The following is a 26,482-nucleotide window of genomic DNA, read 5'->3' as shown; positions in this document are numbered from 1 at the left end:
CGCGTCGCTACGCTGGCCTCCGGGTACGGGGAGGTGCGCCGTGGCGCAACGGGTGCTGGTGGTCGACGACGACCGCACGGTCGCCGATGTGGTGTGCCGCTACCTGGAGCACGCCGGTTACGAGGTCGGGCACGTCGGGGACGGGGCCGAAGCGCTCGCCGCCGTGGCCCGGCGCCCGCCCCACCTGGTGGTGCTCGACCTCATGCTGCCGGTGCTCGACGGGCTGGAGGTCTGCCGGCGGCTGCGGGAGCGGCCGGACGGCGTACCCATCGTCATGCTCACCGCCCGCGGCGACGAGGCCGACCGGATCCTCGGCCTGCAACTGGGCGCCGACGACTACCTGAGCAAGCCGTTCTCCCCGCGCGAGCTGGTCCTGCGAGTCCGCTCGGTGCTGCGGCGGGCGGGCGGCGACCCGGCCGGCGTACCCCCGGAACTGCTCGCCGACGGCGGACTGGAGGTGGCGACCGGCCCCCGGGTGGCCCGGCTGCACGGCCGGGAGCTGTCCCTGACCCTGCGCGAGTTCGACCTCCTGGTGCACCTGATGCGCCACCCGGCGCGGGCGTTCCGCCGAGCCGAGCTGCTGGAACGGGTCTGGGGGTGGCGCTTCGGCGACGAGTCGACGGTGACCGTCCACGTGCGGCGGCTCCGGGAGAAGATCGAGACGGACCCGGCCGACCCGCGCCGGATCGTCACGGTCTGGGGCGTCGGCTACCGGTACGAGCCAGCCGATGCGTGACCTGGCGCTGATCTTCGGGGCGGCCCTGGTCGCGGCGCTCGCCGTCGGGCTGGCCGGAGCCGTGGCGCTGCGGTCGCTGCGCGGCCGGTCGATCACCGTGCACATCTCCGTCCTGCTCGCAATGACGGTCGCTGCGGTGGCGGCCGGGGTGGCGGTGGTGGCCGAGGCGATGTTCCTCTCCCCGCACGACCTCGAGGTGGTGCTGACCACGCTGTCCGCCGCCGCGGTGGTGAGCCTCGCGGTCGGCTGGCTGTTCGGTCGCCGGCTGGCCGCCGCGGCGGTCTGGGCCGACCAGGCCCGGGAGCGGGAGCGCCGGATCGAGAAGGGCCGCCGGGACCTGGTCGCCTGGGTCTCCCACGACCTGCGCACCCCGCTCGCCGGGCTGCGGGCCATGGCCGAGGCGTTGGAGGACGGGGTGGTGGACGATCCGGCGACGGTGGCCGAGTACCACCGCCGGATCCGGTTGGAGACCGACCGGATGACCCGGCTGGTCGACGACCTGTTCGAGCTGTCCCGGATCAACGCGGGCGCGCTGCGGCTGTCGCTGTCCGCGGTGCCGCTCGGCGACGTGGTGTCCGACGCGCTGGCCGGCACCGCGCCGCTGGCCGCCGCGCGGCGGATCCGGCTGCTCGCCCCGGAGTCGGGCTGGCCGACCGTGACCGCGAGCGAGCCCGAACTGGCCCGGGTGGTGGGGAACCTGCTGCTCAACGCGGTGCGCTACACCCCGGAGGACGGCACCGTCCGGGTGGACACCGGCCGGGACGCCGGCACCGCCTGGCTGGCCGTCGCGGACACCTGCGGCGGGATCCCGGAGCGCGACCTGCCCCGGGTGTTCGACGTGGCGTTCCGGGGCGAGCCGGCGCGCACCCCGCGCGCAGCCGACGCCGGCGGTTCGGGCGGGCTCGGGCTGGCCATCGTGCGCGGCCTGGTCGAGGCGCACGGCGGCCGGGTCGAGGTGCGCAACGTCGGCGACGGCTGCCGGTTCGTCGTCCGGCTGCCGTCGCCGGCGTGACCCGAGGGTGCCGGACCGGTGGACGGGTGGCGTCGTCGGCCGATCAGAGTCCGGCGAGGAACAGGAGGCCGGCGGCGACGAGGCCGATCTCGACGCAGATCACGAAGACCCGGTCGCTGATGCGGCCCACGATCCTTCTGCCGACCCAGGTTCCGGCGAGGGCGGCCGGTGTGAGGGCAATGCCGAAGAGCAGCACCTGTCGGCCGAGGAGGTCGCCGGCGCCGTACGCGACGATCTTCGACAGGTGCATGCTCAGGGCGCTCGCGGCTTCGGTGCCGATGTAGGCGGCGCGGGACAGGCCGTAGGCGAGGAAGAACGGGGCGGTCAGCGGGCCGACGGAACCCAGCAGAGCCGAGCCGAGGCCGGAGGCGGCGCCGACGGCGGTGAAGGCCCGGTCGCCGGGTCTCCGGGGGTGCGGGGTGCGGCGCCGCCAGACGACCACGCCGATGAGGAACACCCCGAGCAGCCGCTTGAGCGGGGTCAGCGGGGCGTGGGCGAGCAGCAGCCCGCCGGCGACCGCGAAGGGTACCGCGCCGGTGGCGAACCAGCCGACCAGCGGCCAGTGCAGCTCCCGGCGGTTGAGCCACACCCGGGAGGCGTTGCCGGCGAGCTGGGTCAAGGTCAGCATGGGCACCGCCACCCGCAGCCCGAACAGGGCGGTGAACACCGGCAGGAGCAGCACCCCGCCGCCGAATCCGGCGACCGCCGACAGCACGGCCAGCACGAAGGTGGCGGCCGAGGCCGCCGCCAGGACCGGCAGCTGGTGCATGCGGCCCAGACTGCCAGCATCCCGCGGCGGCCGGCCCGTCCGTGCTTGTCAGGATGCGCCGAGGGTCTGCCGGCGCATCGGGGAGCGCAGGATCGGCACCCACACGAGCGCGAGGGCGGTGCAGGCGATCCAGGTGGCGGCGCGCGGACCGGCGTGATCGCCGACGAACGCCGCCGTCGCCGCACCGAGCGTGAGCGCGCCACTGAAGACCACGCGCAGGGTGCCGTTCACGCGGCCCAGGAGCCGGGACGGCGTCACGTGCTGACGGAACGACATGAGGACCACGCTGTCGGAGCCGACCTTGAAGATCACCAGTGCCCACGCGAGCGCGGCGACCGGGCCGGGAACGGGCCGACCGACGAGCGGCAGCACGAGCGAGACCGGGGCGATGGCCAGCCCGATCGCCAGCACCGACCGGCCCGCGCCGAGGGCCCGTGCCAGCCGCTCCCCGCAGAACGCCCCGAGCAGGCCACCGGCCCCGCCGGCGCCGAGGAAGAGGCCCAGCTGGCTCTCCGACCAGTGCAGTTCCCGGACCAGCAGCAGCGGCAGCATCGCCACCGTGCCCGCGGTCGCGAAGTTCACGAGCGCGCCGGCGACGGCGATCGCCCGCAGGGTGTGGTTGCGCCGGACGAACGACACGCCTTCGCGCACCTCGGCCCCGAGCGAGCGGCGTACGGCGTCGGCCCGGCGTGGCTCCGGCCGTTCGACGCGCCGGATCCACAGCGCCGACCACAGGTAGCCGAGTGCCGTGGCGGCCAGCACCGCCGCCGCGGTCGACAGCCCGATCAGCCAGCCGGCGAGGGCGGGGCCGCCGACCAGCGCCATCTGGTCCACGATGCCGAGCCGCCCGTTGGCCGCGACCAGGCGTCGGCCGTCGCCGCCGCTGACGAGGTCCGGCAGGTGGCTCTGCACCGCGACGTCGAAGAAGACGGTCGCGACGCCGTTGAGGAACACCACCACCCAGAGCTGGGTCATGGTCAGGGCGGAGGCCGCGGCAGCGATCGGCACCGAGCCGATCAGCACGAACCGGACGAGATCCATGGCGATCATGACGGGGCGGCGGGCGACCCGGTCGAGCCAGGCGCCGGCCGGCAACCCGAGCAGCAGGAACGGGGCGGTGCCCGCGGCGGCCAGCGCACCCGCCGCGCCCGGACCGGCGCCGAGCGACGTGATGGCGACGAGCGGAACGGCCACCTTGGCGATGTTGAAGCCCCACTTCGCCGCCACGGCGGCGACGAGGTAACGGGTGAAGTCGCGGGGCAGGGACGGGGCGTCGTGCAACTGGCGGGGCGCGTGCTGGATCGACATGCCCGCACCTTCGGCGGTGGCCTCCGCCGCGCGTTAGCGATTCAATCTAGAGTGAATCCTCGGGAGGGCGGACTGATGCTGCGGATGTCGCTGTCGCTGGCCGATCTCGCGAGCGTGCGGTTCGCGATCTCGCCCGCCTGGGAGGTCGTCGCGAGCCTGCGGGTGCTCCGCGATCCCGGCGCGCACGCCGTACACCTGCCGTGGGTGACCCGGCACCGGGCCGCGGTGCTGGCCGCACCCGAGCTGCGTCACCTGCGGGACCTGGTGCTCACACCGGAGCGGCGGCTGCCGGGCTTCCTCGCGCCGGCGCCGCACTCACCCGTCGCCGAGCCCGAGGCCGAGTTCGCGGCGGTCCGCGAGACGCCGGCGGCGGTCGTCCGCGACGACCTCGCCACGGTGTACGGCGACCGGCTGCCGGCCTCGCTGTCGGACCTCCGCCGGGCACCGCGCCGGACCCTTCCGCTGATCGTGGAGCAGATGCGGGCCTACTGGGGTCTCGCGCTGGCGCCCTACTGGGGGCGGATGCGGGGGATCCTGGAGGGCGACGTCATGTTCCGGGCGCGGCGGCTGGCGGACGACGGCCCGCACCGCATGTTCCCCGGACTCGATCCCGCGATCTCGTGGTCGGACGACCTCCTGTCGGTGGACCGGCCCAATATGGACCGGGAGTACGCGCTCGGCGGCCGTGGCCTGGTGCTCGTGCCGTCGCTGTTCGCGTGGCCGAATGTGTTCGTCAAGGCGTCGGAACCCTGGGCGCCCGTGTTGCGTTATCCGGCGCGTGGGGCGGGCTCGATGTGGCACGGCGGTCCACCCGCGGCCGATCTCGCCCCGGTGGTCGGCGCGGCTCGCGCGGCCCTGCTGGTCGAGCTGGCCACTCCGTCGACGACGACGTCGCTGGCCCGCCGCGCCGGGCTGACCCCGAGCGGCGTCTCGGCCCACCTCTCCCGGCTCGTGACCGCCGGCCTGGTCAGCCGGCAGCGGGCCGGTCGTCTGGTGTTCTACGTGCGCACCCCGCGAGGCGATGCGCTCCTCGGCGAGTGACCCGCTGAGGGGCCTAGAGCCACCCCGTCTCCGTCGCGATGCGGATGGCGTCGACCCGGTTGCGGGCGTGCAGCTTCGTGGTGGCCGAGGTGAGTGGTTGCGGACCGTGCCGACCGACAGGAAGAGCTCCCGCGCGATCTCGCTCGCCGAGGCGCCGGTCGCCCGCGCGGCGCAGGATCTGCACCTCGCGCTCGGTCAACGGGTTGTCCGGGGTCTCCCACGCGATGACCGCGAGCGCGGTGACCAGCAGCGACCGGCACGACGGCAGGGCGACACGCAGCCCGGTCGCGGCGGTCAACCCGTCCTGCCCGGGCATGCCGAGGTCCAGCACCGCCACGTCCGGCCGTGTCTCCACCGCCCGCGCGACGACCGCGGTGCCATCGCCGGAGACCTGCCGCCAGCTGGGCCGAGCTGGAGGTGCTGCCCGCGGCCCGGGCGTACGGCCTGGGCGTGATCCCGTGGGGGCCGTTGAACGGCGGCGTGCTCGGTGGCGCCCTGCGCAAGCGCGAACAGGGCGGCGCCTCCCGCAGTGGCTCGGGACGCGCGGCCGACACGCTGGACCGGCATCGCGAGACCATCGAGGCGTACGAGAGGCTGTGGGCCGACATCGGCGAGCACCCGGCCCACGTCGGGCTCGCGTGGCTGCTCGCGCAGGACGGCGTGACCGGGCCGATCATCGGACCGCGGACGGCCGAGCAGCTCGACGGCTCGCTGCGCGCACTGGAGATCACGCTCGACGACGACATCCTGGCCCGGCTCGACGGGCTGTTCCCGGCGCCCGCGCCGAACGGGGCCAAGCCCGCGCCCGAGGCGTACGCCTGGTGACCCGGCTCCCGTCCGCCCGGTGCGACCGTGCGGCGGCCGAGATCATTCTGTCGACTACCGGCGTGGCCGAGTGTCGGCGTGGTACGAGTGCTCGATGGGTTCTCGTGGTCGCCGTCTGCCGGGCCTCGGCCCGTCCCGACGTGGCCGCCACAGCGCCCACGTCGGGGCGGTCGCCGCCGAGCTTCGGCGACGCGGAGCCGGGGCGGGCCGCCTGCGGCTCCGGCAGTTGGAGGCCGCCTCGGTGATCTCGGTGCAGGCGGGTCTCGCCGCCGCGCTGGCCTGGCGGATCGGGCACGACGTGCTGGGCAACCCGGCACCCGTCTTCGCCCCGTCCGCCGCGGTCGGCACGATCGTCGCCGCACTCGGCCAGCGCGCCCACCGGACGATCGAACTGCTGCTCGGGGTCGGTCTCGGCATCGCCACCACCGACTTCCTGCTGACCGTGCTCGGCACCGGCTTCTGGCAGACCGGGCTCGTCGTCGGCGGCGCCATCCTCACGACCCTCGTGCTGTTCGGACGCAGCGGAGCGGCCGTCGGGCAGGCCGGCGGCACCGCCGTCCTGCTGGCCACCCTGGCACCGGCGCAGAAGGACCTCGAATGGCCGCGGATCGTGGAGGCCACCGTCGGGGGAGTGGTCGGCCTCCTGGTCGTGGCGCTGCTGCTGCCGTTGAACCCGATGCGGATCCTCGACCGTGACGCCGCACCGGTCTTCGCCGGTCTCGCGCACGAACTCCGGGAGGTGGCCGCATCGCTGACCCACCACGACCGGGAACGGGCCGTCCGCGCCCTCACCGCACTCCGCAGCATGGGGCCGGACCTGGAGCGGCTGCACCAGGCGCTCAGCGGCGCCGAGGAGGTGGTCAGTCTGGCCCCGGCACGCTGGCTGCGCAGGAGGGATGTGGAGCGCTTCGGGCAGGCCACCCGGCTCCTGGAACGCATCATCGAACACAGCCGCGGCGTCGCCCGCCGATCGGCGATGGCGTTGCAGTACCAGGAGCGGGTCCCACCCGAACTGGCGACCAGTGTCGGGCGACTCGCCGACGCGGTCGAACTGCTGCGCGTCGAACATCGCGCCGGACGCCCCACCGAGAAGACCCGCCGTGCGGTGTGCGACGCCGTGCACGCGGCCGGCCGCGCCCGCAGGCTCGGCGTCGACGAGTTCGGGGAGGCCGTGATCACCCAGCTGCGCACCGCCGCGAGCGATCTCCTGCGCGCCACCGGCTGCGACGCCACCGCCGCCAACGACGAGGTGCGGCAGGCGGCTCAACGCGGCGCGGAATCGGTGCGGGCAGGGAACAAGCCGCGCTGATCCCCTACGGCTTGGCCGCCGCCCGCGCCGCCCGCCGGCGCCGGGGCGCCGCCAGGAGCAGGACGGTCAGGACACCGACGGCGCCGGGACCGAGGACGACCAGCCACGACATCGACCGCCCGGACTGAGCCGGCCCGTGCTGCCCGGCCTTGACCTGGGCGACGGGATGGTCGTACTTCTTCAGCTCGTCCGGAGTGACCAGGCGGCCGACCGACGCGCCGGGTGCGAGGGCGAAGCCCCAGTTCAGCAGGGCCGCCGCCTCGCCCAGGCTGCCCAGCGGCGCGGTCTCCGCGCCGAGCAGGGTCACGGCGAGCCGCCGGCCGTCGCGTTCGGCCACCCCCACGTACGTCTGCCGGGCCAGGTCGGTGAAGCCCGTCTTCCCGCCGAGCGTCCCCGGGTAGTGGTCCAGCAGCGTGTTGTCGTGGGTGATGGAGAAGCCCGGCCTCCCCGGCTCCGCCGGGATCTCCGCCACCCGGGTGGCGGCGTACCGCCGGAAGTCCGGGCGGGCGTAGGTGGCGCGCGCGATCAGCGCCAGGTCGTACGCGCTGGTGTACTGACCGGGACCGTCCAGACCGGACGGAGTCGCCGCGTGGGTCTGGTTCGCACCGAGCCGGTGCGCCTCGTCGTTCATCGCCTGCACGCCGCCCTGCCGGCCGGCGGCGCCGCCGCCCACGCGGGCCAGCACGTTGGCCGCGTCGTTGCCCGACCTGAGGAGAAGGCCCAGCCACAGGCTCTCGACCGAGTACCGGCCGCCGGGCACCAGCCCCATCACCGAACTGGCCGGATCGAGATCCTGCAGATCCGCCCGGGTCACCTCGACCACCTGCGCCGGGTCGAGGTGCGGCATCAGGGCCGCGGCCAGCAGCATCTTCTGCACGCTGGCCGGGGTGCGGCGTTCGTGCGGCCCGCACCCGCCCAGCACCGCGCCGCTGTCGAGGTCGGCCACCAGCCACGAGGTGGCGGTCACCGCCGGGGCGGCCGGCGCACCGGACGGAATGGACAGACCCGCCGTCGCCAGCGACTCGCCGCCCACGGCCAGGTCGGCGGCACCGACCGGAGGCGGCGACGGCGCGGGCGGTGGGGCGACCGGCGGCTTCACGGCCGGGCAGGGCACGTACGGCGCGGCGGCCCGCGCCGGTGACGCGGACACCAGGGCCGGCGTGGTCACGAGGGCGCTGAGCGCCACCGCGGCGATACGAAAGAAGGCCACGTCAAAGGACCGTAATCGCCTACCACGCGGGCACGGCCCCGTTGCCGAAAGTGGTCCCGGGAGGGCGGGAAATTCCGGCCTCGGCCTCGCGGCACTCTTCTGATCGCCCTGTGCCGTTTCGCGGTGCTTTGACCCGGGGACGAGCGGGGCCGATGAGCGCGAATCGGCGTAGTCGGGACGGCAACCGGCAGCCCGGCGCGCACGGGTTCTACGGTTTGACGACCCATTGGACGCTGGTGGGCCGCTCACCGGTGCGCAGGAATTCGTGGGCTGCCCGGCGGGCCTGGGCGGTGGTGATCTCGAACGGCTCGCCGCCGTCGGGAAGGGCGAACCAGGGGTTGTCGTACGCGTACTCGGCGTCGCCGACGACCTGGCCGGCCGGGGCGCCGGGCGGCACCGGTCCCCAGGACAGCAGCAGGTCGGTCTCGGTCTCCCAGAACAGGCCGGACCGATCGCCGGAGCAGGTGACATGCAGGGTGCGCCGGCCGTCGTCACTGGCGAGGGTCACACCCCCGGGCGGTTCGGCGCCCAGGATCGCATCGAGGTCGGCAGTGTCGGCCACTGCCGCGGCGGTGCCGTCGATCCACGCCTGCACGGTGTCCTCACCCGATTCCTGATGGTGGCCCGACCCGGGAGGACTCAGCTTATTGCCGACCGGCCGCGGCGACGGCCCCGCCTTCGGCCCGGCGTCAGGCGGAGCCGGCCAGCCCGCGCAGGGCGACGAGACCGGGGACCGGGACGCGGCCGAGTTCGCGGCCCGTGCCGGGATCGTGCCAGCTCACCGAGTCCCGCTGCCCCACGTAGAGACGACTGCCGTCGCGGCTGGGCACGAGGCCCGTGACCGCCTCACGTACCGCCCAGTCCACCGCCCGGGTCAGCCGGGTGAGGTCCAGAGCCCGGACCGCCGTACCGGCGGCGAGGAAGAGACGGTCGGGGCTCGCCGCGGCGTGGGCGTTGCCGGTCGCGCGGTCCTGCGGCACTGTCCGGCGTACCGCCAGGTCCTCGGTGGAGATGTCCGCGACGGTGCCCGACGAGACGTCGGCGACGAGGAGCCGGCCGCCGTCGGGGCTGATCGCCATGGCGTGGCCGGTTGCGGCCGCCTCGCCGAACGGGTGCGGCAGGTCGATGCAGTACGCCCACCACTCCACCAGCTTCAACGTGTGCACGAAGGCGTGCGCGTTGCCGGGTCGGCCGCTGACGAGGTCGCGGGTGTGTCGGTGGCCGGGCTGGTGGGTGTAGAGCGTGTACAGAACGGTCCGGTCCGGGGCGAGCACCGCCTGGCGCCCGTCGCCGCGCATCTCCTCCTCGGCGCCGGGCGGGACCGGCGTCTTGTCGCGCGTGGCCAGTGGGCCGGGCGTGCCGGTGGCGAGGTCGACGACCCGCACCCGGTAACGGTCCGGCGCGGTCGCCGGGAGCCATTCGAGCACGAACAGGCCGCTGCGGTCCCCGCTGAACGCCTCCGGGACGAAGTTGCCCGGCAGTTCCAGCCGCTGCCGCAGCCCGCCGACGTCGGCGACCAGCACCGGCGTCGCCTGCCGGCCGGATGGACGGTCGCCGTTCACCGTCGCCCCGGTCGTGGTGAGCGCGACGCCCGTCCCGTCGGGGGAGACCACCTGGGGCACCCAGCGCCCGGGCAGCACCGACTTCGCCGAGGTGTGGCCGGTCGTGGTGTCGATCCGCCAGCAGGCGGTGTCGCGGCCGGCGGGTGCGGTCGCGAAGATCCATGCGCCGTCCGCGCTGGCGACGGCACGGGGGATCGTGCGCCGGTCGCTCCCGCGCAGGAGACCCGGCCCGGCGTCGACCTGGACGAGCAACGGATCGGGAACGGCGACGGCCGGGGCCGGAGCCCGGCCCCGGGTCGGCTCGCAGCCGGCCAGTGCGGCGGTGCCCGCGCCGGCGAGCAGGGTCAGGACGGTACGGCGAGAGATGGTGACGGTCATGCCGAGGTGACACCCTCGAAGCCACCGAAGTTCCGTGCCGCGAAGGTGGAACCCGCGCCGCGCGACCGGTGTCATGAGGGTGGTCGAAGCGGAGGTCTCCACTGGACGACGACGAGCTTGTCACCCGTGCTCGCGCCGGTGACCTGGAGGGATACGAACTCCTGGTCGCCCGGCACACCGCGTCCGCGCACCGGACGGCGGTGCTGCTCGGCGCGGGGCCGGACGCGGAGGACGTCATCCAGGAGGCGTTCGTGAAGGGGTTCCGCAACCTGTCCCGCTACCGCGGTGAGTCGTCCTTCCGGTCCTGGCTGCTCGCGATCGTCGCCAACGAGACCCGCAACCTGCACCGGACCCGAAGCCGGCGGGACGGACTCGTCCTGCGGGCCACCGCGGCGGACCCCGGGGCGGCGGTCGGCGAGGACGTCGCGGTCGGCGGGGTCCTCGCGGCGGAACGCCGGGCCGCGCTGGTGGCGGCGCTGCGCCGGCTGCCGGTGAAGGACCGCGAGGTGATCGTGTGCCGCTACCTTCTCGACCTGACCGAGGAGGAGACCGTGACGACGCTCGGCTGGCCCAGGGGCACGGTGAAGTCACGGACGTACCGGGCCCTGGCCAAGCTGCGCAGCCTGCTCGACCGCGAGGAGGTGGCCCGTGGATGACCTCGAGCGCGAGCTACGGGACCTCGCCACCTGGCTGGAGGAGCCCGAGGTCCCCGACGTGGCCGCCCGGGTGCGCGCCCGGCTGGCCGCGCCGCCACGCCGGCGACGCCGGTGGCGCCACTGGCTCGCCGCGGCGCTGGCCGCCCTGCTCGTCGCCCTGCTGCCGCCGGGGCGGGCGGCGATCGCCGACGCCGTCACGGGGCTGCTGCGCTTCTCCGGGATCGTCATCGACACCACCCCGGTGCCGGTGGCGCCCACCGGCGTGCCGTCGCCGTTGCCGGCGCAGCGGTCCGCCGCCTTCGACGAGGCGCAGCGGCACCTGCGCTTCCCGATCCGCGTACCGGCCGCGCTGGGCGCCCCGGAGCAGGTGCTGGTCGCCGACCCGGACGGCACGGGCGCGTACCGGGTGGTGACGCTGCTCTACCGCGGTGGTGCGCTGCGCCTCGACGCCTTCGACGGGCAGCTTGACCCGGTCTTCACCAAGCAGGTCAGTGGGCCGGGCGTCGCCTGGGTCGAGGTCGACGGCGACTTCGCCATCTGGATCGGCGGTCCGCACGAGCTGGCCTACGTCGACCGCACCGGCACGGTACGCGTCGAGACCGCGCGGCTGGCCGCGGCCACGCTGATCTGGGAGGACGCCGGTGTCAGCTACCGGCTGGAGGGCGATCTCACCCGGGACGAGGCGATCCGGATCGCCGGATCCCTGGACTAGGCGTACCCGGGCCGGCTTGACCCTCACGCACGGAACCTCGGCGCCATCGGGAGCACCCGAGCGGGCGCCGGCCGCGGCGACGACGAGTAGCCGGCCTGATGCCGATGGCGCAGGCGGCCTGACGCGCCGGGAACCTGCGCCGCCCGGCCGGTGTCGTGAGGACAGGGGTGCCGCCCACCGGCACCGACGAGGTCCGGAGGTGCGGGATGGGTTCCTGGGGAAGACTCCTGCCGGTGACGGTGGTCCTGCTGGCGGGCTGCACCACGGCGGGCGGGGCGGTCACGCCGGCCACCCCGGCGGCGGTCGCACCGACCGGCTGTGCGGCCCGGGTCGAGGCGGGCCGGCTTCCGGACTGGGCGGACGCCGGGTTCAGCGGGGACGCCCGCGCCCCGCACGTGTTCGGCGCGAAGGGGCAGATCCTCGCCGTGCTGTTCGGTCAGCCGTTGAGGGTCGGCCGGACGGAGGGGCCCACCAACAAGATCCTCTGGGTGGCCCGGCCGGCTGCCACGCCGTCGCCCGACGCCGGCGCGCCGGCCACCCTCGTCATCACGGCGACCCTGGCCGGCACCACGACCCGGGCGACCCGGGAGGTCGCCGGCGGTCCCGGCCCGTCGATCGTGGACCTGCCGCAGGCCGGCTGCTGGCACCTCGACCTCCGCTGGTCCGGGCGCACCGACACCATGGACCTCGTCTACCTCCCCGCCTGACGCCGGCATGGCCGGCACTCTCGCCGGGTAACGGGTCGTGATGACCACACCTGAGCAGAGCCGGCAGCAGGAGGACGCGCTGGAGACCGGCGCGGTGTATCAGGACGCCGAGGGGCGCCGGACCAGGGACGCGGGCGCGGGTGCCGCGAACGCGGACAGCGAGGCCGACCGCAACGCCGAGCACCTGAGGCGCGGCGAGGTCGGTCCGGGCGTCCCGGAGGAGTAGCCCCCGGATCGCGCCCGGGGCCGGTCAGTCCGCCTCGGGCGGGGTGGGCGGGACGGCCAGGGCGATGGTGAGGGCGAGCACCGTGGCCGGTTCGTGGAGCCGGTCGCCGTACAGCTCGCGCAGCTTGCCCATCCGGTAGCGGACGGTCTGCGGGTGGACGAACAGGTCGGCCGCCACGTCGTCGCGGCGGCCCTGGTGCAGCAGCCACGAGCGCAGCGTCTCGGCGAGCCGGTGCGCGGTGGCCGGGGGCAGGCCGGCGAGCGGCGCGAGGGCCTGGGCGCGCAGGTCGGCCAGCGCCTCCGGGTCCATGCTGAGCAGCAGCTCGGCCAGGTGCTGCTCGGTGTCGACCGGCCCGGCGTCCGGTTCGCCGAGGCCGAGGGCGAGCGCCCGGGTGGCCCGCTGGTAGGAGGCGGCGACCCGGTGCCACGGCCGGGCCGGGCCGAGCACCGCCCGGTGCCCGTGCAGCAGCCTCGTGAGCTGGCGCCGCCGGGCGCCGTGGGTGTCCGGCACCAGCAGCACGGCCAGTTCCTCGGCGGGGTCCATGCCGGGCAGGTCCTCGCCGCTCTCCAGGGTGTGCGGGCCGAGCAGCGCGAGTACGGCGCGCAGGTTACGGCGGGGGAGCAGGACGACGGTGAGGGTCTGCGGCAGGGGCCAGTCGGCGCGTTCGGCGCTGCGCCGCAGGGCCTCCTCGGGCTCGCCGGCGAGCAGTTGCTGCGTGAGGCGCTCCATGTTGCGCCGGCGGGCCCGGCCCACGCTGGCCAGCTCGTCGGCGTGCCCGGCCACGCTGGCCGCGGACAGCTCGTCGATGTACGCGAACATCAGCTCGGCGAACTCGGCCACCGTCTCGGCGGCCAGCCCGCTGCGCACCGTCGTGGCGGAGACCTCCCGCCAGGCCACCCGCGCCCCCACCCGGTACGCGGCGAGCAGCGCGTCCATGCTGCGCCCGGAGCGGGCCTCGCCGCTGCCCAGTGCGTACGCGGCCTCCAGGGCCGGGGCCAGCGGGGTGCTCGGGTCGGTCAGCTGGGCGCCCTCGATGAGCTGGAGGAAGGTGCCCAGCGCGATGCGTACCGCGTTCTCGATCTTCGCCCGCATCGTGCCGGTGAGCGCGCCGGAGTAGTCGGGGACCTCGGCGGTGATGGCGCTGACCGTGCGTTCCGCGACCAGGGGGAGCCGGTCGCGCAGCCGGGCCGACACCCGCTCGTCGAGTTCGAGATGGGCCGCGCGGTAGCTCGCGTAGTCGTCCGACATGTTGTTCTCCCCGAACAAAAACCTGCGGCTCTTTCACCTTTGCCGGTCAAGATGTTATGCGATCACGCAGTCACCCTGGTGATATGACCACAACTGCCCCCCGCCGCCCCCAGAAGGTGACCTTCCGGGACAGACTGCTGCGGCTGGCCGGCGCGGTCACCACCCCGGTGCTGCCCGGGGACTACCTCGACCTCGTCGCCCCGCTGCGCGCCGGCGCCCCGCTGCGCGGCCGGATCGTCGCCGTCCGCCCGGAGACCCGGGACGCCGCGACCGTCGTGATCCAGCCGGGCCGCAGCTGGCAGGGGCACCTCCCCGGACAGTACGTGCGCCTCGGCGTGGACGTCGACGGGGTGCGCCAGTGGCGCGCGTACTCGGTCACCTCGGTGCCGGGCGCCGCGGACGGCCTGATCAGCGTCACCGTCAAGGCGATCCCGGACGGCAAGGTCAGCAACCACCTGGTCCGCCGGGTCCGGCCCGGCACGATCGTCCAGCTCGACCAGGCGCAGGGCGACTTCGTGATGCCGGGGGCGACACCGGACCGAGTCCTCTTCCTCACCGCCGGCAGCGGCGTCACCCCGGTCATGGGGATGCTCCGCGCCGGCCTGCACGAGCGGGCCGACGTGGTGCTCGTGCACTCGGCGCCGGCCCGGGACGACGTCATCTTCGGCACGGAGCTGCGGGCCCTCGCCGAGGCCGGCGCGCTGCGGCTGGTCGAGCGGCACACCGACACGGCCGGCCTGCTCGGCGTCGAAGAGCTGGCCGGCCTGGTGCCCGACCACCTCGACCGGGAGACCTGGGCCTGCGGGCCGATCGGCATGCTCGACGCCGTCGAGGGGTACTGGGCGTCCCACGGGCTCGCGGACCGGCTGCACACCGAGCGGTTCCGGCCGACCGTGATCTCGCCGGGGGAGGGCGGCACCGTGACGTTCACCGGCTCCGGCGTGACGGTCGAGGCCGACGGGTCCACCCCCATCCTCGACGCCGGTGAGCAGGCCGGCGTGCTGATGCCGTCCGGCTGCCGGATGGGCATCTGCTTCGGCTGCGTCGTCCCGCTGCGCGAGGGCGCGGTGCGCGACCTGCGCAACGGCGACGTGACCACCGCCGTCCCCGGGGACGGCGTGCTCGTGCAGACATGCGTGTCGGCGGCCGCCGGTACCTGCGACATCGAACTCTGACAGGAGGCCCCTCGACGTGACCGTGATCCAGAAGAAGGCGGACAACCCGATCGCCCACCTCAGCGCCGAGGACATCGAGATCATCGGCAAGGAGCTGGACGCGATCCGGGACCGGGTGATCGCCGACCGGGGGGAGCGGGACGCCCGTTACATCCGCAAGGTGATCAAGACTCAGCGGACGCTGGAGATCAGCAGCCGGGCGGTGCTGCTCTTCTCGCTGTTCCCGCCGGCCTGGATCGTCGGCACGGCCGGCCTCGCGGTCGCCAAGATCCTCGACAACATGGAGATCGGGCACAACATCCTGCACGGCCAGTGGGACTGGATGCGCGACCCGAAGATCCACTCCACCACCTGGGACTGGGACCACGTCTCCCCGGCCGACCAGTGGAAGCACTCGCACAACGAGCTGCACCACCGGTTCACCAACGTGGTCGGCAAGGACAACGACCTCGGGTACGGCATCATGCGGGTCGACGAGGACCAGCCGTGGCACCCGATGTACCTGGGCCAGCCGTTCTACAACCTCGTCAACGCCTGCTTCTTCGAGTACGGCATCGCGGCGTACGACCTGGAACTGGGGAAGAACCTCAAGGACGGCGGGCACAAGGACCCGGCGTTCCGGGCCCGCGCCCGGGCGGTCGGCCGCAAGATCCGCCGCCAGGTCCTCAAGGACTACGTGCTGCACCCGCTGCTGTCCGGCCCGTCGTTCCTGTCCACGCTCGCCGCCACGTTCACCGCGAACCTGATCCGCAACGTGTGGAGCCACTCGGTGATCATGTGCGGGCACTTCCCGAACGGCGTGGAGACCTTCGAGAAGACCTCCATCGAGGGCGAGACCCGCGGCGAGTGGTACCTGCGGCAGATGCTCGGCTCGGCCAACATCAGCGGCAGCCGGCTGCTGCACATCATGACCGGCAACCTGTCGTACCAGATCGAGCACCACCTCTTCCCCGACCTGCCGAGCAACCGCTACCAGGAGATCGCCCCGCAGGTCCGGGCGCTGTTCGACCGGTACGGGCTGAAGTACACCACCGGTCCGCTGCCCAAGCAGGTCGCCTCCGCCTGGTGGAAGGTGATCCGGCTGTCGCTGCCCAACCGGCGCTCCGACCGCCGCCAGCCGGTGGCCCCCGCCCCGCTGGTCTCCTCCGGCACGGCCTGACCGTCTCGCCGCCCACCGGGACTATTCCGGTGGGCGGCCCCGCCCCCGATCGGCTACCGTCATGGGCATGGACCTCAGGCGCAGCACCACCGCCGCAGCCGCGCGAGCTTCCCGCTCGCCGGTTGCCGCCGCCTGACCTGCCCCATTCCCGCCGGCGACCGGAAACGGTCCGCCGGCGTTCTCGTGTCACGCCACCGCCCGCGCGGCGGACCGTCCGGTCGTCCCCACCGGAAGGCCCGTGCCATGACACCCGACCAGATCGTCCGCACCTTCGTCGACCACTACCATCGCCGGGGCCACCGGGACGCGCCGGAGAGTTCGCTCGTCCCGCCGCCCGGCGACCCGGTGCTCTTCACCACCTCCGGCATGCACCCGCTCACCCCGTACCTGCTGGGGCGTCCCCATCCCGGCGGCCGGCGGCTGGTCAACGTGCAGCGTTGCCTGCGCACCACCGATCTCGACGAGGTCGGTGACCGCACGCACCTGACCGTCTTCGAGATGCTCGGCTCCTGGTCGCTCGGCGACTACGACATCGCGACCAGCCTCCGCTGGGGGTTCGAGCTGCTCACCGACGGGTTCGGCATCGATCCGGGCCGGCTGCACGCCACCGTCTTCGGCGGCGACGACCAGGTCGGCCCGGACGGGACCGCGCTCGCCACCTGGACCGGGCTGGGCGTACCGGTCGAGACGAACGGAGCGGAGAACTGGTGGTCCAACGGCCCGACCGGCCCGTGCGGGCCGGACTCGGAGATCTTCGTGTGGACCGGGGACGGTCCGCCGGTCGCCACCCCCGGCACCGACGGGCGCTGGATGGAGGTCTGGAACCACGTCCAGATGCGTCACCACCGGCACCCCGACGGCCGGCTGACGCCGCTGCCGATGTCCAGCATCGACACCGGGATGGGCCTGGAACGCCTGGAAATGGTGCTGCGCGGCGGCCGGTCGGTCTTCGAGGGCGCGGGCCTGAGCCCGTGGGTGGGCGCGGTCCGCGACCGGTGGGGCCTGTGTGGCGAGGACCTGCGCGTGGTAGCCGACCATCTGCGTTCCGCGGTGGTCGTGCTCGGCGACGGGGTACGCCCCGGCAACACCGGCCGGGGCTACGTGCTGCGCCGGCTGGTCCGGCGGGCGCTCACCGTGCTGTGGCGCGACGACCCGGGGCGAAGCCTGACCGAGTTGCCGCTCGACGCGTACCGCGACACGCTGCGCCGGTTCCGGCAGGACGGGGAGGCCGGCCCGCTGCGCGGGCTGCTGCTCGACGAGGAGCGGCGGTTCCGCGGGCTGCTGGAGCGGGGCCGGCCGCTGGTCGACCGGGTACGCGCGCGCGGCCCGTTGACCGAGCGCGACTACCACTGGCTGCACGACACCCACGGGCTGCCCCGGGATTTGGTCGACGGCCTGCTCGCCGAGGCGGGCTGACCCGCGCCGGTGGCCGCCGCGCCGGGCCGGTGCCAGACTCGGCAGCGGAGGCCGCCGCAGCGAGGAGTGTGGTCGCATGACGGGGTACGAGGTCCGGCCGGACGTGGAGACGATGACGCTGCTCGGCGCCCGGGTGACCGTCACCGGCGCCGCAGCGCTGCTCGCCGCCGCCGAGGAGGGGCCGGTGGAGCTGCTGGCCGGCGGTGACTTCCCGGCGCCGGTGCGGGAGGTGCGGTGCACCGTGCGCGCCGACAGCCGGGACGGGGTGCCGGTGCACCGATTCGAGGCGTACCTGCGGGCGGACGCCCCGCTGCCCGGCGCCGGCCTGCTCGCCCTCGGCCTGGCCGGGCCGGTCGGGCTGCTGCTCGCCCAGCGCCTCGCCGCCCGGGGCGGTGACGGCCCGGCCGCCGCCGTCGGCCGGGTGGCGGCCGAGGCCGGCTGCCGGCTCGGGCTGCGCCCCGCCGGGGCCGCGCTCGCCGAGCCGGCGCGCGACCCGGCGGGCCGGGCGGTGCTGCGCGCCGCCGAGGAGGCCGGCCTGCGCCCCGAGGTGAGCCACGACGGCGGGGCCGTGCGGGTGCGCGCCGAGGTGCCCAGCGCCGAGGTGACGCCGGCGCACCTGACCGCCATGGTCGGCGTGGTGCTCCAGTCCGTCCGGGAACTGGCCGGCGACACCCCGGAGCCGACGCTGCTGCGCGGCCGGTCGTATCCCGTGGGTCACCGTGCGGCCGCGGCGGTGCCGCGCAGCGCGGCGGTGACCCTCGACCAGGTCGGCGGCCTGGCCGAGGTGGTCGCCCGGTTCCGGGAGGTCGCGGTGTCGTTCCGGCACCCGCAGGCCATGGCTCGCTGGGGCGCGCGACGGCCGCAGGGCATCCTGCTGTACGGCCCGCCGGGCACCGGCAAGACCATGCTGGCCCGGGCCCTGGCCAACGAGATCGGCGCGGACTTCGTGGAGATCCGCACCCCGGAGATCCTGGACAAGTTCCTCGGCGGCTCCGAGCGCAACATCAAGCGGATCTTCCGGGAGGCGCGCCGCTACCGGCGGCCCACCGTCATGCTGTTCGACGAGTTCGACAGCATCATCAGCTACGCCGGCGCCGGCGGCGACGCGGCCAGCCAGGCGGTCAACGCGGTGGCCGGCATCTTCAAGCAGGAGATGAACACCCTGTTCGAGGAGAACCCGGACGTCATCGTGGTGGCCACCACCAACTTCCCGCAGCGGGTCGACGCCTCGCTGACCCGCTCCGGCCGCTTCGACCTCAAGATCGCCATCCCGGCGCCGGACGAGGCGGGCCGCGGCGAGATCCTCGCCAAGATGATCCGGGAGCTGATCGACCGGCACGAGCGGCCCGGCTTCCGGATGTTCGCCGCCGACGTCGACCCGGCCGCACTGGCCGCGGCCACGCCCGGGCTCACCGGGGCCGACCTGCGGGAGGTCCTGCGCCGGGTGCAACTCGCCAAGGCGCTCCGGGAGGCCACGGAGGGTGCGCCGCCCGCCCCGATCAGTCAGGATGACCTCCGAGAGGCCGTCGCGGGGCTGCGCCGCGGCTGACGACGGCCGGCGGAAGGAGCCCCGTGTCGTCGTCCACCCTGCTGTCCCGTCGCGATCTGGCGTTCCTGCTGCACGACTGGCTCGACGTCGACCGGCTGACCGAACGGCCGCGCTACGCCGAGCACTCGCGGGAGACCTTCGACGCGGTGCTGGACCTCGCCGCGCAGGTCGCCGCCGAGCGGTTCGCCCCGCACAACCGGGCCGCCGACGCCAGCGAACCGACCTTCGACGGGCAGCGGATCCGCACCATCCCGCAGGTCAAGGCCGCCCTGGACGCGTACGCCCGCACCGGGCTGCTGGCCGCCACCATGGACGAGTCGGTCGGCGGGATGCAGCTGCCGCACGCCGTGGCCGCCGCCTGCTCCGCCTGGTTCCAGGCCGCCAACGTGGCCACCGCCGCCTACCCGTTCCTCACGCTCGGCAACGCCAACCTGCTGCTCGCCCATGGCAGCGCCGAGCAGATCGCCACCTGGGTCCGGCCGATGGTGCAGGGGCGGTTCTTCGGGACCATGTGCCTGTCCGAACCGCAGGCTGGCAGCTCGCTCGCCGACATCACCACGCGCGCCGAGCCGCAGGACGACGGGACGTACCGGCTGACCGGCACCAAGATGTGGATCTCCGGCGGCGAGCACGACCTGGCCGAGAACATCGTCCACCTGGTGCTCGCCCGGATCCCCGGCGGGCCGCCCGGGGTCAAGGGCATCTCGCTGTTCATCGTGCCGAAGGTGCTCCTCGACGACGACGGCGCGCTCGGCCCCCGCAACGACGTGGTGCTGGTCGGCCTCAACCACAAGCTCGGCTACCGGGGCACCACCAACACCCTGCTCAACTTCGGCGAGGGCGTGCACCGCCCCTACGGGCGCGCCGGGGCGGTCGGTTACCTGGTGGGGGAGCCGCACCAGGGGTTGGCGCAGATGTTCCACATGATGAACGAGGCGCGCATCGGGGTGGGCGCCGGTGCCACGGCGCTCGGCTACACCGCCTACCTGAAGTCCCTCGCGTACGCCCGCCAGCGTCCCCAGGGCCGGCCGGTCGCCGACAAGGACCCCACCGCGCCGCAGGTGCCGATCGTGGCGCACGCCGACGTACGCCGGATGCTGCTGGCGCAGAAGAGCTACGTGGAGGGCGCGCTCGCCCTGATCCTCTACTGCGGGCGGCTGCTCGACGAGGAGAAGACCGCTCCGGCCGAGGCCGACCGCAACCGGGCGCACCTGCTGCTGGACCTGCTCACCCCGATCGCCAAGAGCTGGCCGTCGCAGTGGTGCCTGGCCGCCAACGACCTGGCCATCCAGGTGCACGGCGGCTCCGGCTACACCCGCGACTGCGACGTGGAGCAGCACTGGCGGGACAACCGGCTCAACCCGATCCACGAGGGCACCCACGGCATCCAAGCGCTGGACCTGCTCGGCCGCAAGGTCACCATGCGCGACGGCGCCGGCCTGGAGCTGCTGCTGGAGACCATCCGGGCCACCGTCACCCGGGCCTGGAAGACCGACGGCGAGGCGGCCGAGCTGGCCGGTCGACTCGGCGCGGCGGTCGAGCGGATCGCGGTGGTCACCCGGCGGCTGCACGGCGCCGGTGATCCCGAGGTGACGTTGGCCAACGCCTCGCTCTATCTGGAGGCGGTCGGGCACGTGGTGATCGCCTGGATGTGGCTGGAGCAGCTGCTCGCCGTCGAGGCCCTGGGCAGCCCGGACGGCCCGGACGCCGACTTCCTGGCCGGCAAGCGCCAGGCCGCCCGGTACTTCTTCCGCCACGAGCTGCCCCGGACCGGCCCGCAGTTCGACCTGCTGGAGAGCCTGGACCGCACCACCCTGGACACCCGGGACGCCTGGTTCTGACCGGCGGTGCGGTGTGGCGGCCGATTCACCGCCACACCGCGACCAACGCCTCGGTCAGTTCAGGCTGAACCGCTGGTTGGCCTGCCCGTTGCAGTCGTAGATCTGGATCTGCTGTCCGTTGCCGGTCCCCCACACGTCCAGGCAGCGTCCGGACTGCACGCCGGTGATGGTGCCGTTGCTGTTGACGTTCCACTGCTGGTTGGCCTGCCCGTTGCAGCTGTAGATCTGCACAGCCGAGGCGTTGCCGGAGCCGGCGGCGTCCAGGCACATGCTGCCGTACACGGTCAGCTGCCTGCTCGACGTGAGGGTCCACGCCTGGTTGACCTGGCCGTTGCAGTCGTAGAGCTGGACCCGCGTGCCGTTGGTGCGTGACGCGTTCGGCACGTCGACGCACCTGCCGGACTGGGCGCCGATGATCCGCTTCGCTCCGCCCGGCGTGACCGTGGGGGACGGGGAGGCGGTGCCACCGGTCGGGGACGGCGAGGACGTCGCCGTCGGGCCGGCGGCGTTGAGGGCGTTGAGCACCGAGGTGTAGGCGGCCTTCTTGTTGCCGCCGCCGTCGAAGAGCAGGGGGCTCTCGCTGGAGCGCCAGGAGTCGCTGTCGCGTACGCCCCACACGGTGATGCCGATGCAGCGGGGCACGTTCATGCAGGCCTGGGTCAGCCCGGCGTACTGGGTGGTGGAGGCGTTGGTGACGTCGACCTCGGTGAGGGCGACGTCGACGCCGAGCGCGGCGAAGCTGGACAGGGTGGTCTGGAAGTTGCTGGGCAGCGAGCTGCCGCCGGTGAAGTGGGTCTGCAGGCCCACGCAGTCGATCGGTACGCCGCGGGACTTGAAGTCCTGGACCATGCGGTAGACGCCCTGCGTCTTCCCGTAGGACCAGTTCTCGATGTTGTAGTCGTTGTAGCAGAGCTTGACCGACGGGTCGGCGTTGCGGGCGGTACGGAAGGCGACCTCGATCCAGTCGTTGCCGGTGCCCTGCAGGTTGGACTGCCGGCGGCTGCCGTCCTCGTTGAACGCTTCGTTGACCACGTCCCAGGCGGCGAGTTTGCCCTTGTAGTGGGCCATCACGCCGTTGATGTGGTCGATCATCGCCTGGCGCAGGCTGCTGCCGTTGAGGCTCTGCATCCAGCCCGGCTGCTGTGCGTGCCACGCGAGGGTGTGGCCGCGGACCTTCATGCCGCGCTGGGTCGCCCAGTTGTAGATCTGGTCACCGGAGCTGAAGTTGAACTGGCCCCGCTGGGGCTCCGTCGCGTCCGGCTTCATCTCGTTCTCGGCGGTCACCATGTTGAACTCGCGCCCGGCGATCGTGGTGTACGTCGAGTCACCGAGCCGGCCCGCGGCGATCGCCGTGCCGAAGTACCGGCCCGACTGCGCGGCCGCCGCGCCCAGGGTGCTCGCCGCGGCGTTCGCATTCGGGATCACCAGCACCACACCGAGTGCCGCGACGGCGGCGACGGTGCCGCTGATGAGCAGTCGCATCCGTAACGAGCGACTCCGCGGGGAGCCAGGGGAGTGGACGGTAGAACTGGTTGCCACGATGGCCTCCTTCCTCGGTTCTGGTCCGGGTCGCAGAGCACCACAAGCCGAACCGATGAACGATGGACTTCAATGCCACGTCATGCTGGCACGGTAACACCGTGGAAACAACAACTTCCGGAACACTTCCGAAACCCGTTTCGTACCTGCGGGTCGCCTCGCTTCCAGCGGTTCTGGTGACCACCTGCGGGCGGGCCGTCCGGCGACGCCACGGGGAGGATCGCGGGTTCCGGGCACGGAATCCCTGAAACTTCCGGGACCCGTTGGCGGGCGTTACGGTCCCCGGCGGGGTGAACGGCGACGCCGCTCCCGCCCCGATGCGGGGCAGGAGCGGCGTCGATCCACCAGGCTGCGCGACGACCGGAGGGGATCCCGGCGATCAGGACGTGCGGCGAGCGAGCAGCGTGGAGTCGTGGATGTCGACCGTCACGCCGTCGCGGGTCACCGTCCGGGGCCGCTGCTCGACCACGAGGGCCTCGAAGTCGTCGGGCAGGCCGGGCAGCAGATCCTCGGCGACGAACATGGCCCGGCTCTGGCTCGCGGTCAGGTGGGCGAACGCCTCGTGCGGCGCGTGTCCGACGACGAGCAGGTGACCGCCGGGCGCGACGGCCCCGGCCAGCCGGCGGGTCACCGCCACCATCCCCCCGTCCGGCGGGTGCAGGAAATGGCTGGTGACGAGGTCGTAGGACCGGCCCTCCGCCGCGAAGGTCCGGGCGTCGACCTGCCACCAGTCGGTGCGGTCGGCGACCCCGGCCTGCTCGGCGTGCCGGGCGGCGCGGGCCAGGCCGTTGGCGGAGAAGTCGGCGCCGGTGACCCGCCAGCCCTGGCGGGCGAGCCAGATCACGTCGCCGCCCTCGCCGCAGCCGACGTCGAGCGCGGTACCGGGCGTCAGCCCGGCCACCTCGGCGACGAGCTGCGGATTCGGGTTCCCGCTCCAGACCTTCTCCGGGCCCGAGTACCGCTCGTCCCAGGCCGGCGGCTCGAAGATCGCGGCCGCCTCCTCCTCGGTGAGGTGGTGTCCGTGTCCACTCATGCGGCGGCTTCCTTCCGGTGCTCCGTGCCGATCAGGCCGTGGGGCTCGTTGCTGTCCACGCCCCCAGCATCCGGAACGCTCCGGACGTTGACAAAGTTTCTTGCCACTTCGGCAAATCGCGGCGGGTGGCGCGAGCGGGCATCGGCCTGCGTGGGACCATGCGCCGATGAGCAGTGACGTCCCCCTCGACGTGAGCGCCCTGGCGATCAACGTCACGATCCCTGAAGGGCTCCGCTGGACCGACAGCCGACGCGGCGAGGAGTTCACGTTGAGCACGCTCAACGTCCGGCTCCTGCCCGACGGGCGCCTCGCGGCGAAGGCGTACGGACGGCCGACCGCCGGCGGCCGCGGCACCTACGTCTCGTTCCCCGTACCGGACCGGCCCGAGCTGGTGGCCCTGGTCGACGAGGCCGCCAGTCGCGCCGGCACGCTGTGGGCCGCGCATCGCGGCCTCGGCTGACGGCGGTCGGCCGCCCTGTGGCTCGATGTCCGGCTCGGCGCCGAGCAGCAGGACGCGTGTGTCTGGCTCGGAACGGTGGTGAGCATCGTCGCTCGCACTCAGGAGAAGGCCGCCAGCGCCGCGGGCAGCAGGAAGAGCAGCTTGTAGAGGATCAGGGTGTCCACGACGCCGAGTGTCATCTGCGCTCTCAGCCACCGGCCCGGCCGGGCCAGCCGCAGGCGGCGGAGCGACCGGTACGTCACCAAGACGTGATGCGGGAACAGCGACGCGAGTCCGAGGATGCCGCCCACCGTGGCGAGGTCGCTGACGAGACTGGACAACTTCAGTCCCGCGGGAAGCGAGTCCGCGGCGAACAACGCCAACAGGGTGCCGACGAAGGTGCCCAGGCCGGTGTGCCCGATCGCCCGCTCCGCGACCGCGCGCAGGGTCAGCGGGGAACCCGCCTCCTCGCCGACCTCCGCGGCCAGGAGTTGGACACCGATCAGGGCGTGCAGGAGTCCCAGGAGTCCCAGCAGCCCGACAGCCAGCAACGAGGCCTGCGCCCAGGCCGGTGACGGGTCCTCCGTCCATCGGGACACCCAGTGGCGGGAGAAGCCGTCGAGCACGAGCACCAGGACGACAACCAGGATGATCCACGGCATCCTGCGCTCCCCGGCCGGGGATGGCCGCGGCTCCGGGTCCACCGTCGCCCTGCCGCCGCCGCGGGTCCGGCCACCTCGGCTCATCGTCATGCTCCGATCGCTGATGCGGACGCGGGCGCTGCCCGGACACCTGGTGCGAATCGTGTCAGAGGCCGAACATGGACCGGCAGGCCGCCATCCCGTCCACCCGCACCGCCGGGCGCTGCTGCCGGTTCCACCGCTCGCGGGTGAGCCGTAGGCGGTCGGAGACGAGGGCCTCGTCGCCGCGGGCGTCGACCGAGATGCCGTCGTGCTCATAGCCGAGCTTGCGGGACACGCCCTGGGACGCATGGTTGTCCTGGAACACCTCGGTCCGTGCGGCGCGCGCGTCGAGGTGGTCGAAGGCCAGCGTCAGCAGGCCGAGCCGCGCCTCGGTCCCGTAGCCCTCGCCCTGGTGCGCGATGCCCAGCCACGACGATGTCGTGACCTCCCGGACCACCGGGAAGTCGTGCCCGCGCAGCGTGACCATGCCGAGCGGGTCGCCGTGACGGAAAACCCCGAGACCCAGCCCCCACGCCGCCACGCTCCAGTCGCCGAGCCGGCCCCAGTGTCCCTGCAGGACGGACCGCGCCCGATCCTCGGGGCCGCCGTCGGTCCAGGGCGTCAGGAAGGGACGCTCGTCCGCGCGGTGCACACCCCTGCCCGCGAGGCGGGCCAGCTCCGCCAGTTCCTCCTCCCGGGGCAGGCGAAGCTCAAGCCGTGACGTGACGATGGTGAGGCCGTACAGGGGCCACAGGTCGGAGAGCACGGGCCGATCCTGGCGACCGGGCCGCGGCCGCGCCACCGATTTGCGGGGCCGGCCCGTCAGTCGGCGAACTCGACGCCGCCGAAGGGCAGGCCACGGTACGCGGCGAGCCGTTCGGCCTGCTCGACGATCGGCTCGCGCCGGGCGCCGGACAGCTTCCGCCAGGGCTGGACGACGGGCTTGAACGCCTTGCCCGACTTGCGGGGGCGCCAGCTGCCGGCCAGTTCACCGTCGGCGAGGACGGCGCCGGGGCGGCCCAGCACCGGCCACAACTCCTTGGCCCGGACCGGGTCCGGCACCACGGTTTCCCGGTCCTTCGCCTGCAGGAGCAGGTCGAAGGGGCCGAGCAGGCGGGTGGCCGGGGCGTCCGCCGACTCCAGCGCCGGTTCGTCGGCGGCCAGGAGCGAGCGCGTCTCGCCGTCGACCGTCACCTCGACGACGTCCTCCGGCCAGTGCGCCTTGACCTCCTTGACCGGGGCGTCGAGGTAGCCGGCGACATGCTGGGGGGTGGCCGGCCCGAGCAGCCGGAGGTACGCCCGGATGAGGTCGAACCGGTCGCCCGGCGCGGCCGCCTTCGCGAACCCGGTGATGCGCTCCAGGACCGGCGGCGACGTGTCGAGCCGAAGCTCCAGCCCGGCCCGCACGGCGGCCAGCCGGAACGGCATCTCGTACAGGTGAGTGGCGTTGCACGGCCGGCAGAACCGCAGGTACGGCTCGGGCAGCAGCTCGGCCAGGCGGCCGGAGACGTCCCCCTTGACGGTCGGCCGGCGGACGACGGCGCGCATCCGGGCGGCCACCTCGTCGAGGGCGGCCAGGTTGGCGATGCCGGCCGCCTTCAACGGCTTGGCGGCGTCGTAGATGCGCTTGCCCGCGTCGGCGTCGGAGAACGGCTCGACCGCTGCGGCCACCTCCGCGACGTCGGCGCGGCGGTAGAGGTGGGGTGCGCCGCGCACCGTCCAGAGCAGCACCAGCTCCTCGGCGGGCAGCGCCGCCACGTCGACGCCACGGACGGCCAGGGCCCACCGGCCGCCGTCCGGGCCGGTGTCCTGCACTCCGATGTCGAGCGCGGCGGTGTCCGCGAGCTTTCCTTCGGCCCGGTCGAGCTGCTGCGCCCGGACGCGGAAGTTCATCACCTGGCGACGATCGACCACGCTCCCACCCTACGCAGCCGTCGGACCCCCGCGCG

At 73.9% G+C, this 26,482-nt stretch carries 27 protein-coding genes; 15 read left to right on the top strand and 12 right to left on the bottom strand.

Going from position 1 to position 26,482, the window contains the following annotated elements; genetic code table 11:
- The first annotated feature begins 40 nt into the window (after nucleotides 1-40).
- Both ABZW14_RS20665 and ABZW14_RS20660 read left to right on the top strand, forming a co-directional pair.
- The gene (locus tag ABZW14_RS20665; protein WP_355348722.1) at nucleotides 41-736 is read left to right on the top strand and encodes a response regulator transcription factor; all 696 of its coding nucleotides are present in this window, start codon (nucleotides 41-43) and stop codon (nucleotides 734-736) included.
- On the top strand, nucleotides 729-1,748 hold the full coding sequence (locus ABZW14_RS20660; RefSeq protein WP_355348719.1) for a HAMP domain-containing sensor histidine kinase: 1,020 nt from the start codon (nucleotides 729-731) through the stop codon (nucleotides 1,746-1,748). Before ABZW14_RS20665 ends, ABZW14_RS20660 begins: the two co-directional genes overlap by 8 nt.
- 43 nt (nucleotides 1,749-1,791) lie before the next feature.
- Here the strand turns inward: ABZW14_RS20660 and ABZW14_RS20655 are convergent, their stop codons facing one another.
- Both ABZW14_RS20655 and ABZW14_RS20650 read right to left on the bottom strand, forming a co-directional pair.
- Nucleotides 1,792-2,517: a sulfite exporter TauE/SafE family protein gene (locus ABZW14_RS20655; RefSeq protein WP_355348716.1), complete on the bottom strand. Its 726-nt coding sequence runs from the start codon at nucleotides 2,515-2,517 to the stop codon at nucleotides 1,792-1,794.
- A 48-nt stretch (nucleotides 2,518-2,565) separates the two neighbouring features.
- Nucleotides 2,566-3,825, bottom strand: coding sequence for an MFS transporter (locus tag ABZW14_RS20650; protein WP_355348713.1), 1,260 nt, complete (start codon nucleotides 3,823-3,825; stop codon nucleotides 2,566-2,568).
- A 75-nt stretch (nucleotides 3,826-3,900) separates the two neighbouring features.
- On the opposite strand from ABZW14_RS20650, the gene ABZW14_RS20645 reads away from it, so the two are divergent.
- Nucleotides 3,901-4,866, top strand: coding sequence for a DUF5937 family protein (locus ABZW14_RS20645; protein WP_355348711.1), 966 nt, complete (start codon nucleotides 3,901-3,903; stop codon nucleotides 4,864-4,866).
- Nucleotides 4,867-4,879: 13 nt separating this feature from the next.
- On the opposite strand, the gene ABZW14_RS20640 is transcribed toward ABZW14_RS20645, so the two are convergent.
- Nucleotides 4,880-5,221 (bottom strand): hypothetical protein, encoded by a 342-nt coding sequence (locus ABZW14_RS20640; RefSeq protein ID WP_355348708.1) that lies wholly within the window; start codon nucleotides 5,219-5,221, stop codon nucleotides 4,880-4,882.
- Nucleotides 5,222-5,283: 62 nt separating this feature from the next.
- On the opposite strand from ABZW14_RS20640, the gene ABZW14_RS20635 reads away from it, so the two are divergent.
- Both ABZW14_RS20635 and ABZW14_RS20630 read left to right on the top strand, forming a co-directional pair.
- Nucleotides 5,284-5,691, top strand: a complete 408-nt coding sequence (locus ABZW14_RS20635; RefSeq protein WP_355348705.1) for an aldo/keto reductase — start codon at nucleotides 5,284-5,286, stop codon at nucleotides 5,689-5,691.
- 94 nt (nucleotides 5,692-5,785) lie between these two features.
- The gene (locus ABZW14_RS20630; protein WP_355348702.1) at nucleotides 5,786-7,000 is read left to right on the top strand and encodes an FUSC family protein; all 1,215 of its coding nucleotides are present in this window, start codon (nucleotides 5,786-5,788) and stop codon (nucleotides 6,998-7,000) included.
- Between the two features lie 4 nt (nucleotides 7,001-7,004).
- Here ABZW14_RS20630 and ABZW14_RS20625 read toward each other — a convergent pair whose 3' ends face one another.
- From ABZW14_RS20625 to ABZW14_RS20615, 3 genes are all read right to left on the bottom strand, one after another.
- A complete protein-coding gene (locus tag ABZW14_RS20625; RefSeq protein ID WP_355348699.1) occupies nucleotides 7,005-8,210 on the bottom strand; it encodes a D-alanyl-D-alanine carboxypeptidase in 1,206 nt (401 codons plus the stop codon).
- 208 nt (nucleotides 8,211-8,418) lie between these two features.
- Complete coding sequence (locus ABZW14_RS20620) at nucleotides 8,419-8,805, bottom strand: Imm1 family immunity protein (RefSeq protein ID WP_355348696.1); 387 nt, start codon at nucleotides 8,803-8,805, stop codon at nucleotides 8,419-8,421.
- A 94-nt stretch (nucleotides 8,806-8,899) separates the two neighbouring features.
- A complete protein-coding gene (locus ABZW14_RS20615) occupies nucleotides 8,900-10,150 on the bottom strand; it encodes a hypothetical protein (RefSeq protein WP_355348693.1) in 1,251 nt (416 codons plus the stop codon).
- A 200-nt stretch (nucleotides 10,151-10,350) separates the two neighbouring features.
- Between ABZW14_RS20615 and ABZW14_RS20610 the strand changes: the two genes are divergently transcribed.
- The 4 genes from ABZW14_RS20610 to ABZW14_RS20595 all read left to right on the top strand — a co-directional run bounded on the left by ABZW14_RS20610 (nucleotide 10,351) and on the right by ABZW14_RS20595 (nucleotide 12,451).
- Nucleotides 10,351-10,806 carry an RNA polymerase sigma factor gene (locus ABZW14_RS20610; RefSeq protein ID WP_355348691.1) on the top strand — a complete coding sequence of 152 codons (456 nt, stop codon included), beginning with the start codon at nucleotides 10,351-10,353 and terminating at the stop codon, nucleotides 10,804-10,806.
- Nucleotides 10,799-11,518 carry a DUF4367 domain-containing protein gene (locus ABZW14_RS20605; protein WP_355348688.1) on the top strand — a complete coding sequence of 240 codons (720 nt, stop codon included), beginning with the start codon at nucleotides 10,799-10,801 and terminating at the stop codon, nucleotides 11,516-11,518. Before ABZW14_RS20610 ends, ABZW14_RS20605 begins: the two co-directional genes overlap by 8 nt.
- A gap of 233 nt (nucleotides 11,519-11,751) precedes the next feature.
- Nucleotides 11,752-12,225: a hypothetical protein gene (locus ABZW14_RS20600; protein WP_355348686.1), complete on the top strand. Its 474-nt coding sequence runs from the start codon at nucleotides 11,752-11,754 to the stop codon at nucleotides 12,223-12,225.
- Between the two features lie 40 nt (nucleotides 12,226-12,265).
- A complete protein-coding gene (locus tag ABZW14_RS20595) occupies nucleotides 12,266-12,451 on the top strand; it encodes a ribonuclease (RefSeq protein WP_262285321.1) in 186 nt (61 codons plus the stop codon).
- A 24-nt stretch (nucleotides 12,452-12,475) separates the two neighbouring features.
- Here ABZW14_RS20595 and ABZW14_RS20590 read toward each other — a convergent pair whose 3' ends face one another.
- Complete coding sequence (locus tag ABZW14_RS20590; RefSeq protein WP_355348682.1) at nucleotides 12,476-13,699, bottom strand: helix-turn-helix domain-containing protein; 1,224 nt, start codon at nucleotides 13,697-13,699, stop codon at nucleotides 12,476-12,478.
- A gap of 83 nt (nucleotides 13,700-13,782) precedes the next feature.
- On the opposite strand from ABZW14_RS20590, the gene ABZW14_RS20585 reads away from it, so the two are divergent.
- The 5 genes from ABZW14_RS20585 (at nucleotide 13,783) to ABZW14_RS20565 (ending at nucleotide 20,839) form a co-directional block, all read left to right on the top strand.
- Nucleotides 13,783-14,874 (top strand): ferredoxin reductase, encoded by a 1,092-nt coding sequence (locus ABZW14_RS20585; RefSeq protein ID WP_355348679.1) that lies wholly within the window; start codon nucleotides 13,783-13,785, stop codon nucleotides 14,872-14,874.
- 16 nt (nucleotides 14,875-14,890) lie between these two features.
- Complete coding sequence (locus ABZW14_RS20580) at nucleotides 14,891-16,033, top strand: acyl-CoA desaturase (RefSeq protein WP_355348676.1); 1,143 nt, start codon at nucleotides 14,891-14,893, stop codon at nucleotides 16,031-16,033.
- Between the two features lie 243 nt (nucleotides 16,034-16,276).
- Entirely contained in the window at nucleotides 16,277-17,449 is a 1,173-nt protein-coding gene (locus tag ABZW14_RS20575) for an alanine--tRNA ligase-related protein (protein WP_355348673.1), read from the top strand.
- Nucleotides 17,450-17,525: 76 nt separating this feature from the next.
- Nucleotides 17,526-18,998, top strand: a complete 1,473-nt coding sequence (locus tag ABZW14_RS20570; RefSeq protein ID WP_355348670.1) for an ATP-binding protein — start codon at nucleotides 17,526-17,528, stop codon at nucleotides 18,996-18,998.
- Between the two features lie 23 nt (nucleotides 18,999-19,021).
- The gene (locus ABZW14_RS20565) at nucleotides 19,022-20,839 is read left to right on the top strand and encodes an acyl-CoA dehydrogenase (RefSeq protein WP_355348667.1); all 1,818 of its coding nucleotides are present in this window, start codon (nucleotides 19,022-19,024) and stop codon (nucleotides 20,837-20,839) included.
- A 54-nt stretch (nucleotides 20,840-20,893) separates the two neighbouring features.
- Here ABZW14_RS20565 and ABZW14_RS20560 read toward each other — a convergent pair whose 3' ends face one another.
- Both ABZW14_RS20560 and ABZW14_RS20555 read right to left on the bottom strand, forming a co-directional pair.
- Nucleotides 20,894-22,321 carry an endo-1,4-beta-xylanase gene (locus ABZW14_RS20560; RefSeq protein WP_355348664.1) on the bottom strand — a complete coding sequence of 476 codons (1,428 nt, stop codon included), beginning with the start codon at nucleotides 22,319-22,321 and terminating at the stop codon, nucleotides 20,894-20,896.
- Between the two features lie 436 nt (nucleotides 22,322-22,757).
- The gene (locus ABZW14_RS20555) at nucleotides 22,758-23,411 is read right to left on the bottom strand and encodes a class I SAM-dependent methyltransferase (protein WP_355348661.1); all 654 of its coding nucleotides are present in this window, start codon (nucleotides 23,409-23,411) and stop codon (nucleotides 22,758-22,760) included.
- 166 nt (nucleotides 23,412-23,577) lie between these two features.
- Here ABZW14_RS20555 and ABZW14_RS20550 point away from each other — a divergent pair, with 166 nt between their 5' ends.
- Entirely contained in the window at nucleotides 23,578-23,871 is a 294-nt protein-coding gene (locus ABZW14_RS20550) for a hypothetical protein (RefSeq protein WP_355348658.1), read from the top strand.
- A 98-nt stretch (nucleotides 23,872-23,969) separates the two neighbouring features.
- Here ABZW14_RS20550 and ABZW14_RS20545 read toward each other — a convergent pair whose 3' ends face one another.
- The 3 genes from ABZW14_RS20545 to ABZW14_RS20535 all read right to left on the bottom strand — a co-directional run bounded on the left by ABZW14_RS20545 (nucleotide 23,970) and on the right by ABZW14_RS20535 (nucleotide 26,447).
- Nucleotides 23,970-24,512: a hypothetical protein gene (locus tag ABZW14_RS20545; RefSeq protein WP_355348655.1), complete on the bottom strand. Its 543-nt coding sequence runs from the start codon at nucleotides 24,510-24,512 to the stop codon at nucleotides 23,970-23,972.
- A gap of 145 nt (nucleotides 24,513-24,657) precedes the next feature.
- Nucleotides 24,658-25,299 carry a GNAT family N-acetyltransferase gene (locus ABZW14_RS20540; RefSeq protein ID WP_355348652.1) on the bottom strand — a complete coding sequence of 214 codons (642 nt, stop codon included), beginning with the start codon at nucleotides 25,297-25,299 and terminating at the stop codon, nucleotides 24,658-24,660.
- Between the two features lie 56 nt (nucleotides 25,300-25,355).
- Entirely contained in the window at nucleotides 25,356-26,447 is a 1,092-nt protein-coding gene (locus ABZW14_RS20535) for a winged helix DNA-binding domain-containing protein (protein WP_355348649.1), read from the bottom strand.
- Nucleotides 26,448-26,482: the final 35 nt, after the last annotated feature.

This window comes from Micromonospora sp. NPDC004551 (genome assembly GCF_040609975.1).
Lineage (GTDB): Bacteria > Actinomycetota > Actinomycetes > Mycobacteriales > Micromonosporaceae > Micromonospora.
This window is presented reverse-complemented; position numbering and strand designations above follow the sequence as displayed.